A 15,640-nucleotide genomic window follows, 5' to 3' on the forward strand; every position below is an offset into this window, starting at 1 on the left:
CGGCGGCATGACCATCCCGCTACTCCTGCTCGTGGCGGCCTTCGTTCTGATCCTCGCCAACGGTTTCTTCGTGGCGGCCGAGTTCGGCCTCGTCACGGTGGAGCGACCGGAGGCAGAACGCGCCGCGGCCGACGGTGACCGCCGTGCCCGTACGGTGGTCAAGGCCCTGCGGGAGCTGTCCTTCCAGCTCTCCGGCACCCAGCTCGGCATCACCATCACCTCCCTCGTGGTCGGCATGCTCGCCGAGCCCGCCCTCGCCGCACTGCTGGCCGGGCCGCTCGCCGCGACGGGCCTGCCCCGGGGAGCCGTCTCCGGCGTGGCCGTCGTCATCGGCATGCTGCTCGCCTCCGCCGTCCAGATGGTCGTCGGCGAGCTCGTACCGAAGAACTGGGCGGTCTCCCGGCCGCTCCAGGTGGCCCGCTTCGTCGCCGGCCCGCAGCACGCCTTCTCCCGGGTCTTCCGGCCGGTCATCGCCGGCCTCAACGCCGTCGCCAACCGGCTCGTCCGGGCGCTCGGCGTGGAGCCCACCGACGAGATGGCCTCGGCCCGCACCCCCGGCGAACTGGTCTCCCTGGTCCGCCATTCGGCCCGGGCCGGCGCCCTCGAACAGGACACCGCCGACCTCTTCGTGCGGACCCTGTCGCTGGGCGAGCTCACCGCCCAGCACGTCATGACCCCCCGGGTGAAGGTCAGCGCCCTCCAGCACACGGCCACCGCGGCCGACGTGCTCAACCTGACCCGCGCCACCGGCCTGTCCCGCTTCCCGGTGTACCGCGACCGCATCGACGAGATCACCGGCGTGGTCCACCTCAAGGACGCCCTCGCCGTGCCCGAGCCGGAGCGGGGCCGCACCACCGTGAGCCGGATCTGCGTCGCCCCGCTGCTGGTGCCCGGCTCCCTGCCGGTGCAGCCGCTGCTGGAACGGTTGCGCAGCGAACAGCCCATGGCCGTGGTCGTCGACGAGTACGGCGGCACGGCCGGAGTGGTCACCCTGGAGGACATCGTGGAGGAACTCGTCGGCGAGGTCCGCGACGAGCACGACCTCGCCGAGGACGACAGCCCCGAACTGGCCGCCGTGCCCGCCGAGGACGGCCGCCCCTCCTGGGAGGCCGACGGCAGCTGCCGGGTGCAGACCCTGCGCCGCATAGGCCTGGAGGTGCCGGAGGGCCCGTACGAGACCGTCGCCGGGCTCGTCGCGGACCTGCTGGGCCGCATCCCCGCCCCCGGCGACCGGGCCGAGCTGCCCGGCTGGAGGCTGTCCGTGCGCCGGGTGGGCCGCAACCGTGCCGAGCGGGTGCGACTGGTCCGGCTGACGGCCGTCCCCGCGGCCGGCGCTCCCGGGCTGCCGTCCGGGAGCCGCTCCGACGCCCGGTGCCCGGCCGCCGCCGGCTCCGGCCATGACGGCGGTCCCGGTGCCGACACCGGCCGGGGCTCCGCCGGCGGCCGGCACGTCGATCCGGCCGCGCGGCCGGCCGAGCTGGAAGGCGCCACCCGGTGAACGCCCTCCAGCTCCTCTTCGCGCTGCTCCTGGTCCTCGCGAACGGCTTCTTCGTCGGCGCCGAGTTCGCGCTCGTCTCCGTACGCCGCAGCCAGATCGAGCCCCTGGCGGCCGGCTCCAAGCGGGCCCGCCAGGTGCTCCACGGCCTGGAGAACCTGCCGCGCATGATGGCCGCCGCACAGTTCGGCATCACCATGTGCTCGCTGACCCTCGGCGCGGTCGCCGAACCGACCGTGGCCCGGCTGCTGGAGCCCGTCTTCCACGCCGTCCGGGTGCCCGAGGGCCTGATCCATCCGCTCGGCTACGCCCTGGCGCTCGCCGCCGTGGTCTTCCTCCACCTGGTCATCGGCGAGATGGTCCCCAAGAACCTCGCCATGGCCGCCCCCGAGAAGACCGCCCTGTGGTTCAGCCCGGGCCTGGTCGCCTTCGCCCGCCTGTGCGGGCCGGTCACCAGCGCGCTCGGAGCCTGCGCCACGCTGGTCCTGCGGCTCTTCAAGGTCGAGCCCAAGGACGAGGTCGAGGCCGTCTACACCAGCGCCCAGCTCGGCCGGCTCGTCGAGGACTCCCGGCAGGCCGGACTCCTGGACCCCGGCGAGCAGGAGCGGCTGGAGGACGCCCTGGAACTGGGCAGCCGCCCGGTCACCGACGTCCTGCTGCCGCGCGAGGGGATCGTGACGGTCGCCCCCTCGGTCACTCCGCGCCAGATCGAGCAGCTCACCGTCCGCACCGGGTACTCCCGGTTCCCGGTCCGCTCCGACAGCGGCGCCTTCATGGGCTACCTGCACGTCAAGGACGTGCTGGACCTGGAGGACCGGGAGCGGGCCGTGCCCCAGCGGGTGTGGCGGCGGATGACCACCCTGTCCGCGACCCTCCCGCTCGACGACGCGCTCACCGTCATGCGCCGGGACGCCACCCACCTGGCCCAGGTCGCCGACCCGGCCGGCCGGGTCCTGGGCCTGGTCGCCCTGGAGGACGTCCTGGAGATGCTGGTCGGCGAGGTCCGCGACCCGGCGCACCGCGTCTACGCACGCAGCGCCTAGCGCGCCGCGCTCTCCCCCCGCCGCCGTCGCTCCCGGCGGCGGCGGGGGAGACGCGGGGCTACAGCGGCGGGTCCGGCCGCTCCTGGGGGCCCCGGCCCGACAGGACCTCCCCGTAGGCCTGCATCAGGTCCGGCAGCCGCAGCGTCGCCAGGTCGTCCCGCGAGGGGTCGCCCGCGAAGCCCGCGAGCCGCAGATCGCGGTAGGCGCAGCTCTTCTCGTACAGGGTGCGCAGGAACCGTCCGTTGCCGAGCTCGTCGATCCAGCCCTGCTCCACCACGTGTCCGCTGATGCTGCGCAGCTCCTCCAGTGCCTCCGCGTCCCAGCGGTCCCCGTTCGCGTCCGCCAGCACCCCGCCGATCGCGGTCAGTTCCGGCGGCCGGTAGCTCGGGAAGTCCACGCGGGTAGTGAACCGCGACGACAGCCCCGGATTGACCGACAGCAGGCGGTCCATCCCGGCCGGATAGCCGGCCAGGATCACCACCAGGTGGTCGCGGTTGTCCTCGGCCCGCTTCAACAGCACCTGGAGGGCCTCGTCGCCGTACGCGTCGCCCTTGCTGTAGCCCGAGTTGGACAGGCTGTACGCCTCGTCCACGAACAGCACCCCGCCGATCGCCGAATCGATCAGCTCGTTGGCCTTCACGGCGGTCTGCCCGAGGAACTCGCCCACCAGATCGGCCCGCTGGGCCTCCACGAGGTGGTCCCCGCCGAGCAGCCCCAGCGCGTAGAAGACGCGGCCCAGGATGCGCGCCACGGTCGTCTTGCCCGTACCGGACGGGCCGGAGAAGACGAAGTGCCGCTTGGGCGGCTGGACCGGGAGGCCCTGGCCGGCCCGCAGCCGGGCCATGTGCAGCTGCGCGGAGAGCGCCTTCACCTGCCGTTTAACGGGCTCCAGGCCCACCATCCGCTCCAGCTCCGCCAGGGCCTCGGCGAGCGCCGCCGGATCGGCGGGCCCGGCCGGCAGCCCCCCGGACGCGCCCTGCGGCGGGACCGGCGCCTTGCGGCGCACGCCCTCGGCCCGGCCCGGCGGCGGCACCGGCGGCAGCAGCGCCTCCGGTTCCACCTGGCCGTCGGCCGCGATGTCCTGTACGGGCCCGCCGCCGCCCAGCGCCACCGCCGCGAAGTCACCGCCGGCCGGGGAGGGTCCGTGGCCGACCTGGACCCCGTATCCGGAGTACCCGGCGAGGCCCGCCATGTCGTCGGCGTCGTCCCCGTCGGCGATGGCCGTCAACCGGGCCGCCGTGTCCATGAACGAGGGGTCCACCCGGTGCACCGCCCGGTACAGCGGCAGCGCCGCCGCGCTCCGCCCGGTGCCCTCGTGCGCCCGCGCCAGCCAGTAGCGCAGCTCCTTGCGCTGGGGCTGCTCGCTGCGGCAGCGCATCAGGGCCGCCGACAGCATCGGCTCCGCCTGCCCGTACATCTCCAGCCGGACCCGGGCCATCCCGCCGAACAGGCCCGCCTCGATGCCCAGCAGCGGGTCGTCCACCAGCGGTTCGGTGTGCCGCACCAGCTCCTCCCAGTCCTTGACCAGGTAGGCGCGGCAGCCGTGCAGGAAGCGGACCTGGGGGTCGGCGTCGACCGGTGGCAGCGCGGCGAGCGCCTGGTCCAGCTCGGGCACGTGGCGGCCGTCCAGCCAGTGCGAGGCGTGGGCCAGCAGGAGGTCCCGGCGGCTCTCCAGGACCGGTTGCACCCACCAGCCCAGCCAGTACCAGGAGTTCAGCGTCCGCCGGTGCCGGGCCCGCTGCTCGCCGAACCGGTCCCGGTGCGCGTACATGCGCAATAACGCGTTGGTCGTGTCGACCCGGAGCGCGTGCAGGCCCAGCCAGGCGTCGGCCATCGCGGGATCGAGCCGTACGGCCGCCCGGAACTCCTCCTCGGCCTGCGGATACGCGCCCATGGTGCAGGCGTCGACCCCGCGCAGCCAGGCGAGTTCGGCCGGGGCGTGCGAGCTGCCCGGAGTGCCGAAATCCATCACTTCCCCCACAAGCCTGCCCCCGTGGTGCGCGGCAACCCCCGCGTCGAGCACGCGCGTTGCCCCGAGCGCCGATGAAATCAGGGCTGCATCGTACCTGCGGTCCCGCACCTTACCCAGGGCGCGACCAGCCGGGTTCCGGCGGACCTCCAGGGCCTCGATGGTGACCCAGGGTGATGATCGGGGCGGGTACGCCGCGCACGGCGGCGCGGCGCGGGTCCGCGCGGGGCGGAGCGAAGCCCCCGGTCACGGGGGAACGACCGGGGGCTCCGTGTCCGCGGTGGCCGGTGAAGGCCCCGCGCTGAGAACGTAAGGCCGCCGCGGGCCCCGGGTCAAGGTGGCCGCCGGCGCCTCGGCGGGAGCGGGGATCAGGGGGCGCCTCAGGCCCGGGGGAGGTCGTCACCCTCGGTGAGGGAACCCGTCGTTCCTGCGGTCGCACCCGCCCCGGAAGTCCACTCGTATCCCGTACCGCTCTGGTGTACCAGGGTGTCGGCGTAGGGGCGCGAAGGGTCGTGGGAGAAGTGCGCGCGCTCCGCGCGCTCCCACCCGTCCCAGAAGGCGGAGAGTTCACCCCCGTCACGGAGCCTGCCGCGCCCCCAGGACGCGGCACGCGGCGTCTCCATCCACAGCAGCCGCGCCAGACACGGGCGCAGCGCCCGCCGCCCCGCTCCGACCCCCTCCACCAGGACCACCGGTGCGGGCTCCAGCACGCGCGGCGGGCCGAACTCCCGCGCGACCCAGTCGTACGGGGTCCACCGCGCCGCCCGGCCCGCCGCGAGCGGCTCCAGCACCTGCGCGCGCAGCCGGTCCTGCCACGCGAACAGCTCCTCGTGGGTGGCGACATCGTCCAGGTGGAGCACCGGCGCTCCGCCCAGCGCCGCGGCCAGCAGCCCGGCGAAGGTGCTCTTGCCGGAGCCGGCGTGCCCGTCGACCGCCACGAGCCGCACCGGGCCGAGGGAGGGCGGCGCCGCGGCGAGCTCCCGCGCGAGTGACTCAAGTGACCGGTGTGGCTCCACACCGCCAGCCTACGGTCGCCCCCGGCCGGGGCGGTTCCCGGGTGGGGCCGGACCGGTCGTCCTCCCCGACACGGGACGCGGCTTCGCGGCGCCGGCACCGGGAACTGGAAGGGTGGAGCCACCGCAGACCGACCACCCCTGGGGGAACCCGCGATGACCGCACCCACACCGCGCCGGGCCGTACTCGTCGCCGCACTCGCGGTCGCCACCGCGGCCACCACCGCCGGCGCCTACGGCGGCGGGTCCCCGGCCTCCGCCGCTCCGGCCCCCAGGGGGCCGGGCCGCACCGCCGACAACCGGTTCTGGTACGCCCACGAGCACTGGCTGGCCGGCATCCACCAGGGCACCACCGCCGTCCGCGGCGCCCGCCCCGGCCTGGAGATCGCCGTCCCGGCCGGCCGCACCGAGTACGCCGACCCGCACACCGGGCGCACGTCCGTCTGGGAGTACGCCACCTGGACCTCCCCGGTGCACCGCTCGACCGTGCCCGCCACCGAGGCCATCGCCTCCTGGAACGCCCGTACCCCCGCAGGCACCTGGATCAGGATCGAGCTGCGCGGCACCTACACCGACGGCACCTCCACCCCCTGGTACACCATGGGCAACTGGGCCTCCGGCGACCGGGACATCCGCCGCACCTCGGTGGACGGCCAGACCGACGGGCGCTCCACGGTCTGGACCGACACCCTGGCCGTCGACGCCCCCGCCGGCGGGCTGCGCATCGCCGAGTGGCGGCTGCGGCTGACCCTGCACCGCAGGCCCGGCAGCGACGGCGGCCCCACCGTCTGGCTGGCCGGCGCCATGGCCTCCGACGTCCCGGACCGCTTCACCGTGCCCGCCTGCGCGCCCTCGGGCGCGGCGCACGAGCTGAAGGTCCCGCGCTACTCGCAGGAGACCCACTCCGGCCAGTACCCCGAGTACGACAACGGCGGCGAGGCCTGGTGCAGCCCCACCTCCTCCCAGATGACCGTGGAGTTCTGGGGCGGCCGGGCGAGCGCCTCCGCGCTCTCCTGGGTGGACCCGGCCTACGCGGACCCCCAGGTCTGCCACGCCGCCCGCTCCACCTACGACGCCGCGTACAAGGGTTGCGGGAACTGGCCGTTCAACGCGGCCTACGCCGCCACCTACCGCGGGCTCGCGGGCGTGGTCACCCGCCTGGGGTCCCTCGCCGACCTGGAGACCCTGGTCCGGGCCGGCCTCCCGGTGATCACCTCCCAGTCCTTCCTGCCCGGCGAGCTGACCGGGGCGGGGTACGGCACCGCCGGCCACCTGATGACCGTCGTCGGGTTCACGGCGGCCGGGGACGTGGTCGCCAACGACCCGCACTCGCCCGACAACCCGTCCGTGCGCCGCGTGTACCGGCGCCGGGAGTGGGAGAACGTCTGGCTGCGGACCAAGCGTCACAACGCCGCGGGCAAGGTCGTGTCGGGCACCGGGGGCATCGCGTACGTCTACGGTCCGGCCGCGCCCGGTCCGGCGCGGACCGCGGCCCTCCGGGCGGTCGGAATCCTCTGACCCCTCCCTTGACCGGGGGCACGGATAAGCGCAGCATAATGGAGTAAATGGCACATAAAGGCTAAAGGCTTCGCGTAGGAGGCGGACCGGCCATGACCACCCACCCCAACATCGAGCACCACCCCGACCTCGCCGAAATGCGCACGCGCTTCGAGCGGGTGACCAGTACGCCCGCCGCGCAGGCGGTCGAGGCCCTCGCCCTGATCACGGGCCTGTACCTGGCGGCCTCGCCGTGGATCGCCGGGTTCAGCGTCCTCACCCCGCTCGCGGTCAACAACCTGATCACCGGCGTGGCCTTCTGCCTGTGCATGGGCGGCCTGGGCTCCGCGTACGAGCGCACCCACGCGATGGCGTGGACGGCGGTCGTCCTCGGCGCCTGGACGATCGTCGCCCCGTGGGTCATCGCCGGGCCGATGGACTTCCCGCGCACGGTGCTGAACAACGTCATCACCGGAGCCGTCGCCCTGTGCCTCGGCCTCGCGATGGCGATGATGGCCGGCCGCGACAACCGCACCGTCCGCGAGCCGCGCCGCTGACCGCTCCGGCCGCCCGCTCGTCGGCGCCGCTCCGACCCGGCCGGCGGAGCCCCGCCGGACCCCGGCCGCGCAGACCGGGGCCCGGCGGGGCGTGACGCGCTCCACCCGTGACGATCGTCTCTTCCGCAAATACCGCGAACGCTGGCACAGGGGACGGCATGACCGCCACCAGTGCCTCCGCCCCGCCGACCGCCCGGTCCGCGGACCGCGTCCGAGCCGGCGGCGCCGTCGGCACCGACGGCCCCGGTGAGGGTTCGACCTGGCTGGAGCACGTGGCCGGCTGGACACTCGTGGTGGTCGTCGCCATGTTCGTGACCCAGGTCGGCTGGATGTGACCCCGGCCGGCCGACCCTGACGGCCGGCCGACCCGCACCCCCGACCACCCGCCCGTACGTGCGCACCCGCACACTCGACCTGCGTGACCACGCCTCCGCCAGGGGCGGACGCGCTCCCGCACCGTCCCCCGCCAACCCCCTCCCCGCAGCCCGTACCGAACGGCCGGCCGCACTCCCGCGTCCGGCCGTTCCGCATGCCCCGCGACGGGGCCCGTTTGACGTCGGGTGATCGAATCTGCACTATTCCACTAACCAGTTAGTGGAATGAGGTGGAGGACATGGAGTTCCGCGTCGACCGGCGCAGCGGCGTCGCCACCTACCTGCAGCTCGTCACCCAGGTGAAGCAGGCCCTGCGCCTGGGCGTCCTGGAACCGGGAGACCGGCTGCCCACGGCCCGGGAAGTGGTCGCGGCCACCGCGATCAACCCCAACACCGTGCTCAAGGCCTACCGCGAACTGGAGCGGGAGGGGCTCGTCGAACCGCGCCCGGGCGCCGGCACCTTCGTACGCCGCTCCCTCTCCCGGCCCGAGGCCGCCGCCGACTCGCCCCTGGGCCTCGCCCTGGCGGACTGGATGGCACAGGCGCGCGCGGCGGGACTGGAACGCGAGGACGTCACCGCCCTCATCGCCGCCGTCGTGGACGACAGCTTCAACGCGCCCGGACCCCCACCGGGCCCCCCGTCAGAGAGGACCCCACGTGAGTGACCCGACCGCCGCCACGGCACTGCGAGCGACGCGGCTCGGAAGGGAGTTCCGCGGCCGCTGGGCCCTGCGCGGATGCGACGTGGACCTGCCCGCCGGCCGCGTCACCGCACTCGTCGGCCCCAACGGCGCCGGCAAGAGCACCCTGCTCCAGCTCGCCGCCGGACTGCTGCGCCCCACCACCGGCCAGCTGCGCGTCCACGGCCGCGTCCCCGGCACCCGCGAGGCGCGCGAAGCCATCGCCTTCCTCGCGCAGGAGCGGCCCCTGCACCCCCGGTTCACCGTCGCCGACACCCTGCGCCTGGGCCGCAAGCTCAACCGCCGCTGGGACCAGGACCTGGCCGAACGCCTCGTCCGGGCCGGCGGCGTACCCCTCACCGCGCGCATCGGAAGCCTCTCCGGCGGGAACCGCACCCGCGTCGCCCTGGCCCTCGCCCTCGGCAAGCGCGCCGAACTCCTCCTGCTCGACGAGCCGCTGGCCGACCTCGACCCGGTCGCCCGCCACGAGATCACCGGCCTGCTCATGCACGAGGCCGCCGAACGCGGCGTCGGCATCGTCATGTCCTCGCACGTCCTGGCCGAACTGGAAGACGTCTGCGACCACGTCCTCCTCCTCAAGGACGGAGCGGTCCGGCTCGCCGGCGACACCGAGGAGCTCCGCGAGGCCCACACCCTGCTCACCGGACGCGCCGACCCCATCGAGACCGACGGACTGCCGCACGCCTTCGACCGCTCGACCGTCGTCCACGCGGCCACCGCCGGCCGCCAGGTCACCGCCCTGGTCCGCACCACGCCCGGCCCCGCCGCCCCCGCCGCCGACGCGCGCTGGATCAGCGAGACCCCCTCCCTCGAAGCCCTGCTCCTCGCACACCTGCGCGCCCCGCGCCCCGACCGTACGGAGGCAGCCGCATGACCGGCGCCCTCTGGCTGGCCTGGCGCCAGCAGCGCTCCATGATCCTCGTCTGCGCCGTGCTCCTCGCCGCCTGCACGGCCTGGGTCGTGCACATGCGCTCCGAGATGATGACGCTGATCGACACCTACGACTTCGTCCCCTGCAAGGGATGGAACGGCGGCTGCGAGAGCCTCGGAAGCTTCATGGTGCTCGACGGCAGCACCGGCTCCATCCGCGCCCTGGGCCTCGTCGGCTTCGCCCTCCCCGCCCTCGTCGGAGTCTTCTGGGGCGCACCGCTCCTCGGCCGCGAGATCGAGAACGGCACCGACAAGCTGGCCCTCACCCAGGGCATCGGCGCCCGCAGCTGGTTCGCCGCGCGCTTCGGCCTCGCCGCCCTGTCCGCCGTGGCCGTCTCCACGGTCATCGCCGCCCTCGTGGCCTGGTGGTGGGCGCCCGTCTCCAACACGCTCGACGGCCTCTACTGGCACGACGTCGCCATCTACAACGCCACCGGCCCCGCCTCCGTGGCCTGCACCCTGCTCGGCCTCACCATCGGCACCGCCGCCGGCCTGCTCGTGCGCCGGGTCCTGCCCGCCATGGCCGTGACCGTCGCCGCCGTGGGCACCGTCGCCGTCTTCACCACCTACTTCCGGCGGAGCTGGGTCGAACCCGAACGGCGCGTCACGCCCGGCATGGTCCCCAAGACACGGGTCGGCAGCGCCTGGTCGTGGGAGTTCGGCTACCTGACGCCCGACGGGCGGGAGTACCCCATCTCCCAGTACTGCCAGACCTCCGGCGACCCGCTGCGGCAGTGCATGGCCGAGAACGGCTTCGTCGCCCGCTACCACAAGGTCTACCCCAGCAGTGACTTCTGGGTCTTCCAGTGGATCGAGACCGTGCTCTACCTCGGCGTCGCCGCGGCCCTGATCGCACTCGTGCTCTTCGTGCTGCGCGGCCCCGCCAAGAGCCGCGCCACCACCGCCGGCCCCGCCGCCGACGCCACCGCCCCGACCGCCGCGCCCCGGACCGCGGGCGTCTGACCGTACCCGTACGCCCGCCGCGGACGGGCCCGCGGGCCGCGACCCCGCACATCCTCACGCCCCGTACGGCCCGCGAGCCCGTACGCCCACACGCCCACAGGGGGACCTCTCATGGCCACGAAGAAGAACCTGCAAGCCGACCGCACCAGCGTCGCCCACAAGGTCCGCTACGCACTGAGCAACCCGACCCGCATCGCCCCGTACGTCAAGCGCGCCGCCCGCGACACCTGGCTGCGCCACAAGCACCCCGACCACGTCGGCTACTACCGCGCCGTGATGGCCTCCGACACCGGCCGCAACCCCGAGGCGGCCGTCGGCAGCCAGACCCACGACCGGTGGCTGGCCCTCGGCAAGATGCAGTTCGACTACCTCGTCGGGCACGGCCTCACACCCGGCCACCGCATGCTCGACATAGGCTGCGGCAACCTGCGGGCCGGCTGGCGGTTCATCGAACACCTCGACGCCGGCCACTACTACGGCATCGACATCTCGCCCGACATCCTCATCGCCGCGAAGGAGACCCTCACCCGGCAGGGCCTCCAGCCGAAACTGCCGCACCTGACCATCACCCAGGACCTCACCCTGGACTTCCTCCCCGACCACCACTTCGACGTGGTCCACGCGCACAGCGTCTTCTCCCACTCGCCCATCGAGATCATCGACGAGTGCCTCGCCCACGTGGAGCGCGTCCTGACGCCCGGCGGCTGGTTCGACTTCACCTTCGACCGCACCGAGGGCGCGGAGCACCAGGTGCTCCGCGAGGACTTCTACTACCGCACCCAGACCCTCGTGGACCTCGCCGCCCGGCACGGACTCACCGCCCGCTTCATGGACGACTGGGAACTCCTCGGCCACGGCCAGTCCAAGATCCGCGTCAGCGCCTGCTGACGTCCTGCCCCGGACGCCCGCCCCGCCCGCCCCGTCGTCACGAGGCGTCCAGGCGCAGCCCGTCGGTCTCGATCACGTCGGAGGTGACCAGGGCCTGCTCCGCGGTCACCCGGGTCATGAACACGAACGGCGGGATGACCGGGGGAGCGGGCAGCCCGTCGGGGCTGAAGGTGACGCACAGCAGGCCCTCGATGCAGCCGCTGAACCGGGTCAGGTACAGGGTGACGTCGCCCCGCAGTTCGAGCGAGGCGGCGGCCAGCCCGTACTCGCCGGCGCCGTCGCGGGTGCGCAGCCGGTAGTCGCGCAGCGAGGCCGCCCGCATCTTCAGCACCAGCACCTTCACCGGCCCGTCCGCCGTCCGCACCCGGGCGACCCCCGCCAGCGCGAAGCCCTGCGGGGCGAAGAGCGAGGTGGTGACGGTCGGCGGGGTCCGCGCGGCCACCGGCGCCCCCGCCGGCTCCGCCCGGGCCGGCGGCGCGCCCGCCACCAGGGCCGCCAGCAGCACCACCGGCAGCACGGCGGCCGGTGTCCGCGTCCCGCCGTCGGGCCTGCGCACGTACGGGCCCTCCTCGTCCGCGCCCGCCGGCGGGCCGGGCAGCGGGGTCCAGCCGAAGGCCAGCGCGCTCCCCGCGACGCCGAGCAGCATCCCCACCAGGAACCCGCCCAGGTTGGTCGCCACGAACGACAGCACCGACAGCAGCAGGGCGTGCAGCGAGACGTACGCCCGGGCCTGCGGCAGGAACCACAGGAACAGACCGGCCAGGACCAGCGCGACGCCGATGCCGACCGCCGCGATCCCGCCCAGGCCCAGGCTGACCAGCACCGTCAGCGGCGAGAGCGGCACCAGCAGCAGCTCGGCCCCGCCCAGCAGCACCAGCAGCCCGCCCCAGAACGGCCGGGTCCGGCGCCAGGCGCGCAGCCGCCGCCGCTGCTCCGGCAGCGGCAGCCGCCGCTCCAGCCACCCGTGCGGGGCCGACCGGAGCCCTAGAAGCACTTCTCGCCGCCCAGGCCGACGCTCAGCTTCATGCCCTTGAGCCGGAAGTTCCCGCCGGTCGCGGACCAGGCGTGCGACTTCACGCCCGTCACCTCGATGTCCCCGGCCTGGAGCCCGAACCGGCCCGGCTCGCCCCGCACCCCCTCGACCTGGTCCAGCGTCGAGGCGTCCCGGCCGATCTGGGCGGTGCCGAAGACGGCGTCGCCCCGGAGGTCCTCCCCGTCGATCACCAGCCTGCTCGCGGTGACCGGCCCGGCCGGCCCGCCGGCCGTCAGCTTGAAGACCACCGTGCCGAGTGGGGTGCCGACCTCGGCGGACTGGCAGATGTCGGTGAGCGTGGCCTCGCCGATGCCCAGCAGCGCGACCGGATGCCCCGTGCCGTCGACGGAGCGGTCCGTCTGCACGTACGAGGCCAGGCCCTTGCTGCTCAGCTTGGACGAGGAGACCTGGAAAGCGGTGCCCGAGACGGCGAAGGAGGCGGCCAGCGCGCCCTGCGCCACGACCAGGGCCAGCGCCCCGACCGCGAGCAGCGCGGGCACCGCGACGGCGGCGGTCCTCTTCCAGTCGACCCGGCCCTCGGCGGGGCCGGCGGTGTTCCGTGCGGTACCCATGTGTTCCTCCCGTACGTCGTCAGGTGCGCGGGGGAAGTGCGACGGAGCTCGGCACGCAGGACTGCGATACTGCGGGCATCCTGTGGCAGTTCGAGGCTAGGGCTCAATTTGAATAATAGTCAACAGCGCGGAAAGACCGGGCGTTCGCAGGTTCGGCGGGCCGAACTCATAGCGACCGGGCGGAAGTTGTTCGCCGATACCCCCTACGACGCGCTCTCCATGGACGACATCGCCCAGCACGCGGGCGTCGCCAAGGGCCTCATCTACTACTACTTCACGAGCAAGCGCGGCTACTACCTGGCCATCGTCGAGGACTCCGTCGCCGAACTCGTCGCCCGCGCCGGCGGCGACAGCGACCTCCCCGACGCCGAACGCGTCCACCGCACCGTCGAGGGCTACCTCCACTACGCCGAACACCACCGCGCCGCCTACCGCACCATCGTCACCGGCGGCGTCGGCTCCGACGCCGAGGTCCTCGCCATCCGCGACGCCGTCCGCGAGGAACTGGTCGCCACCATCGCCGAGGGCGCCTACGGCCGCCGCACCCTCCCCGTGATCGCCCGGCTCGCCCTCGTCGGCTGGCTCTCCGCGGTCGAGGGGACCACCCTGGAGTGGATCGGCGGCCTCGCCCGCGACCCGGCCGCCCAGCCCGGCCGCACCGAGCTCGCCGCCCTCCTCGTGCGCCAGCTGCGCGCCACCCTGACCGTGATCGGGGAGTTCGTCCCGGAGTGCCCCGCTCCGCCCGCCCCGCCGGAACCGGCCGGACCGCAGGCCGATCTTGTACCGGTGACGGGAAGCCCCTGATCGGGCATACTCAACGCGCCGCGGCCACTGAAGCCGCCTTCCCGTGATCCGGGAGGGCAGCATCGGCCGTGAGCACCGAGACCCGGCGCCGCGTCCCACACCTCGCGCGTCGCCGCCGTGCCCGACGAGGGAGGAGAGCGCCGCCATGACCGACCGCGCCCCGCAGCCGGTGGACCGTCAGCTGCCCACCGAGGAGTCCCGGGACCTCCTCGCGCTCGTACGCGAGATCGCCCAGCGGGAGATCCGCCCGCGGGCCGCCGAGGAGGAGGAAGCCGGCCGCTTCCCCCGCGAGGTCTTCACCCTGCTCTCCGAGGCCGGACTGCTCGGCCTCCCGTACGCGGGGGAGTTCGGCGGCGGCGAGCAGCCGTACGAGGTCTACCTCCAGGTCCTGGAAGAGCTGGCCGCGGCCCGGCTGACCGTCGGCCTCGGCGTCAGCGTCCACTCCCTGGCCTGCCACGGCCTCGCCGGCTACGGCAGCAAGGAACAGCAGGGCTCCCACCTGCCCGCGATGCTCGGCGGCGGCCTCCTCGGCGCCTACTGCCTCTCCGAGCCGGCCGCCGGCTCCGACGCCGCCGCACTGAGCACGAAGGCCGTGCGCGACGGCGACGACTGGACCATCACCGGCACCAAGGCCTGGATCACCCACGGCGGAGTCGCCGACTTCTACACCGTCCTCGCCCGCACCGGCGCCCCGGGCCCCAAGGGCATCACCGCCTTCCTCGTCCCCGGGGACGCCCCGGGCCTGAGCGCGGCCGTGCCGGAGAAGAAGATGGGCATGAAGGGCTCGCCCACCGCCCAGCTCCACTTCGACGGCGTACGGGTGCCGGACACCCGCCGCATCGGCGACGAGGGCCAGGGCTTCACCATCGCCCTCGCCGCCCTGGACGCGGGACGGCTGGGCATCGCGGCCTGCGCCATCGGCGTCGCCCAGGCCGCACTGGACGAGGCGGTCGCGTACGCCCTCGACCGCAAGCAGTTCGGACACCCCATCGCGGACTTCCAGGGGCTGCGGTTCATGCTGGCCGACATGGCCACCAAGATCGAGGCGGGCCGGTCCCTCTACCTCGCGGCCGCACGCCTGCGCGACGCGGGCAAGCCGTTCTCCCGCCAGGCCGCGATGGCCAAGCTGTTCTGCACCGACGCGGCGATGTCCGTCACCACCGACGCCGTCCAGGTCCTCGGCGGATACGGCTACACGGCGGACTTCCCGGTGGAGCGGCTGATGCGCGAGGCGAAGGTGCTCCAGATCGTCGAGGGCACCAACCAGATCCAGCGCATGGTCATCGCCCGCCACCTCGCCGGCCCCGAGACCCGCTGACCCGGCGCCCGAGACCCGCTGACCCGGCGCCCAGAGCCGCGTCAGCCGCCGAAGAGCGGCCCGCTGGGCCAGATCGGCGAGGCGACGATCCGCGCCCACTCGGCGTCCCGCCGCCCCGGCACGGTCCGCCCGTCCTCGGACCAGCGGGCGACCAGCGCAGTGTAGATGGGCGGATCGGCCTGCACCTGCCGAAACCCGTGCCGGGACTGCGCCTGCGTGACCTGCCGGGGGGCCTGGCCGGTCGGCTGGCCGTGGGCCTGGCCGGGTGGGTGTGGGGGTGCCGGTGTGGGTGGGGGCGCTGATGCGGGTGGGGATGTGGGTGCGGGCATGAAGCCTCGCCCGGGGCCTTGCTGAACCGATTCGTCATGGCCGACCACCGCCGGCCGCCGACGCCGTCCCACTCTCGGCGTGGATGTCTCAACCGTGCTCATGCCGACCCAACGCAACGCGCCGGACGCCGGTAACGGCGGCGGGGGGCGGGGA

16 protein-coding genes are annotated in these 15,640 nt (G+C 74.3%); 11 read left to right on the forward strand and 5 right to left on the reverse strand.

From position 1 onward, the window contains the following. Nucleotides 1-7 precede the first annotated feature (7 nt). Nucleotides 8-1,498, forward strand: coding sequence for a hemolysin family protein (locus tag CP968_RS27345; RefSeq protein ID WP_167536855.1), 1,491 nt, complete (start codon nucleotides 8-10; stop codon nucleotides 1,496-1,498). Next, entirely contained in the window at nucleotides 1,495-2,538 is a 1,044-nt protein-coding gene (locus CP968_RS27350) for a hemolysin family protein (RefSeq protein WP_150520527.1), read from the forward strand. Before CP968_RS27345 ends, CP968_RS27350 begins: the two co-directional genes overlap by 4 nt. A gap of 58 nt (nucleotides 2,539-2,596) precedes the next feature. On the opposite strand, the gene CP968_RS27355 is transcribed toward CP968_RS27350, so the two are convergent. Both CP968_RS27355 and CP968_RS27360 read right to left on the reverse strand, forming a co-directional pair. After that, complete coding sequence (locus CP968_RS27355) at nucleotides 2,597-4,507, reverse strand: AAA family ATPase (protein ID WP_150520528.1); 1,911 nt, start codon at nucleotides 4,505-4,507, stop codon at nucleotides 2,597-2,599. Between the two features lie 380 nt (nucleotides 4,508-4,887). Further along, on the reverse strand, nucleotides 4,888-5,523 hold the full coding sequence (locus CP968_RS27360; RefSeq protein WP_150520529.1) for a uridine kinase family protein: 636 nt from the start codon (nucleotides 5,521-5,523) through the stop codon (nucleotides 4,888-4,890). A 153-nt stretch (nucleotides 5,524-5,676) separates the two neighbouring features. Between CP968_RS27360 and CP968_RS27365 the strand changes: the two genes are divergently transcribed. The 7 genes from CP968_RS27365 (at nucleotide 5,677) to CP968_RS27395 (ending at nucleotide 11,430) form a co-directional block, all read left to right on the forward strand. Further along, the gene (locus tag CP968_RS27365; protein ID WP_150520530.1) at nucleotides 5,677-7,038 is read left to right on the forward strand and encodes a peptidase C39 family protein; all 1,362 of its coding nucleotides are present in this window, start codon (nucleotides 5,677-5,679) and stop codon (nucleotides 7,036-7,038) included. A 92-nt stretch (nucleotides 7,039-7,130) separates the two neighbouring features. Next, on the forward strand, nucleotides 7,131-7,574 hold the full coding sequence (locus CP968_RS27370; RefSeq protein WP_150520531.1) for an SPW repeat protein: 444 nt from the start codon (nucleotides 7,131-7,133) through the stop codon (nucleotides 7,572-7,574). A gap of 158 nt (nucleotides 7,575-7,732) precedes the next feature. Then, on the forward strand, nucleotides 7,733-7,909 hold the full coding sequence (locus CP968_RS27375) for an SCO1431 family membrane protein (RefSeq protein WP_150520532.1): 177 nt from the start codon (nucleotides 7,733-7,735) through the stop codon (nucleotides 7,907-7,909). A gap of 278 nt (nucleotides 7,910-8,187) precedes the next feature. Further along, nucleotides 8,188-8,613 carry a GntR family transcriptional regulator gene (locus tag CP968_RS27380; protein WP_150520533.1) on the forward strand — a complete coding sequence of 142 codons (426 nt, stop codon included), beginning with the start codon at nucleotides 8,188-8,190 and terminating at the stop codon, nucleotides 8,611-8,613. Continuing rightward, nucleotides 8,606-9,523 carry an ABC transporter ATP-binding protein gene (locus CP968_RS27385; protein WP_150520534.1) on the forward strand — a complete coding sequence of 306 codons (918 nt, stop codon included), beginning with the start codon at nucleotides 8,606-8,608 and terminating at the stop codon, nucleotides 9,521-9,523. The genes CP968_RS27380 and CP968_RS27385 overlap by 8 nt, the downstream gene beginning before the upstream one ends. Further along, a complete protein-coding gene (locus CP968_RS27390; RefSeq protein ID WP_150520535.1) occupies nucleotides 9,520-10,542 on the forward strand; it encodes a transporter in 1,023 nt (340 codons plus the stop codon). Before CP968_RS27385 ends, CP968_RS27390 begins: the two co-directional genes overlap by 4 nt. Before the next feature lie 111 nt (nucleotides 10,543-10,653). Next, entirely contained in the window at nucleotides 10,654-11,430 is a 777-nt protein-coding gene (locus tag CP968_RS27395) for a class I SAM-dependent methyltransferase (protein WP_150520536.1), read from the forward strand. Nucleotides 11,431-11,467: 37 nt separating this feature from the next. Here the strand turns inward: CP968_RS27395 and CP968_RS27400 are convergent, their stop codons facing one another. Continuing rightward, nucleotides 11,468-12,424, reverse strand: coding sequence for a DUF6114 domain-containing protein (locus CP968_RS27400; protein WP_229886812.1), 957 nt, complete (start codon nucleotides 12,422-12,424; stop codon nucleotides 11,468-11,470). Next, on the reverse strand, nucleotides 12,415-13,035 hold the full coding sequence (locus CP968_RS27405) for a DUF6230 family protein (RefSeq protein ID WP_229886813.1): 621 nt from the start codon (nucleotides 13,033-13,035) through the stop codon (nucleotides 12,415-12,417). The genes CP968_RS27400 and CP968_RS27405 overlap by 10 nt, the downstream gene beginning before the upstream one ends. A gap of 108 nt (nucleotides 13,036-13,143) precedes the next feature. Here CP968_RS27405 and CP968_RS27410 point away from each other — a divergent pair, with 108 nt between their 5' ends. Both CP968_RS27410 and CP968_RS27415 read left to right on the forward strand, forming a co-directional pair. After that, the gene (locus CP968_RS27410) at nucleotides 13,144-13,839 is read left to right on the forward strand and encodes a TetR/AcrR family transcriptional regulator (RefSeq protein WP_150520537.1); all 696 of its coding nucleotides are present in this window, start codon (nucleotides 13,144-13,146) and stop codon (nucleotides 13,837-13,839) included. A 145-nt stretch (nucleotides 13,840-13,984) separates the two neighbouring features. Beyond that, on the forward strand, nucleotides 13,985-15,157 hold the full coding sequence (locus tag CP968_RS27415; RefSeq protein ID WP_150520538.1) for an acyl-CoA dehydrogenase family protein: 1,173 nt from the start codon (nucleotides 13,985-13,987) through the stop codon (nucleotides 15,155-15,157). A 41-nt stretch (nucleotides 15,158-15,198) separates the two neighbouring features. Here CP968_RS27415 and CP968_RS34215 read toward each other — a convergent pair whose 3' ends face one another. Continuing rightward, a complete protein-coding gene (locus tag CP968_RS34215) occupies nucleotides 15,199-15,342 on the reverse strand; it encodes a hypothetical protein (protein WP_167536856.1) in 144 nt (47 codons plus the stop codon). Between the last annotated feature and the right edge of the window lie 298 nt (nucleotides 15,343-15,640).

This window comes from Streptomyces subrutilus, assembly GCF_008704535.1.
GTDB lineage: Bacteria > Actinomycetota > Actinomycetes > Streptomycetales > Streptomycetaceae > Streptomyces > Streptomyces subrutilus.

Excerpts from the sequence above, each read along its gene's own strand:
- CP968_RS27370 (WP_150520531.1), top strand. The coding sequence starts at position 7,131 with ATGACCACCCACCCCAACATCGAGCACCACCCCGACCTCGCCGAAATG.
- CP968_RS27415 (WP_150520538.1), top strand. The coding sequence starts at position 13,985 with ATGACCGACCGCGCCCCGCAGCCGGTGGACCGTCAGCTGCCCACCGAG.
- CP968_RS27390 (WP_150520535.1), top strand. The coding sequence starts at position 9,520 with ATGACCGGCGCCCTCTGGCTGGCCTGGCGCCAGCAGCGCTCCATGATC.
- CP968_RS27365 (WP_150520530.1), top strand. The coding sequence starts at position 5,677 with ATGACCGCACCCACACCGCGCCGGGCCGTACTCGTCGCCGCACTCGCG.
- CP968_RS27375 (WP_150520532.1), top strand. The coding sequence starts at position 7,733 with ATGACCGCCACCAGTGCCTCCGCCCCGCCGACCGCCCGGTCCGCGGAC.
- CP968_RS27345 (WP_167536855.1), top strand. The coding sequence starts at position 8 with ATGACCATCCCGCTACTCCTGCTCGTGGCGGCCTTCGTTCTGATCCTC.
- CP968_RS27380 (WP_150520533.1), top strand. The coding sequence starts at position 8,188 with ATGGAGTTCCGCGTCGACCGGCGCAGCGGCGTCGCCACCTACCTGCAG.
- CP968_RS27355 (WP_150520528.1), bottom strand. The coding sequence starts at position 4,507 with ATGGATTTCGGCACTCCGGGCAGCTCGCACGCCCCGGCCGAACTCGCC.
- CP968_RS27395 (WP_150520536.1), top strand. The coding sequence starts at position 10,654 with ATGGCCACGAAGAAGAACCTGCAAGCCGACCGCACCAGCGTCGCCCAC.
- CP968_RS27405 (WP_229886813.1), bottom strand. The coding sequence starts at position 13,035 with ATGGGTACCGCACGGAACACCGCCGGCCCCGCCGAGGGCCGGGTCGAC.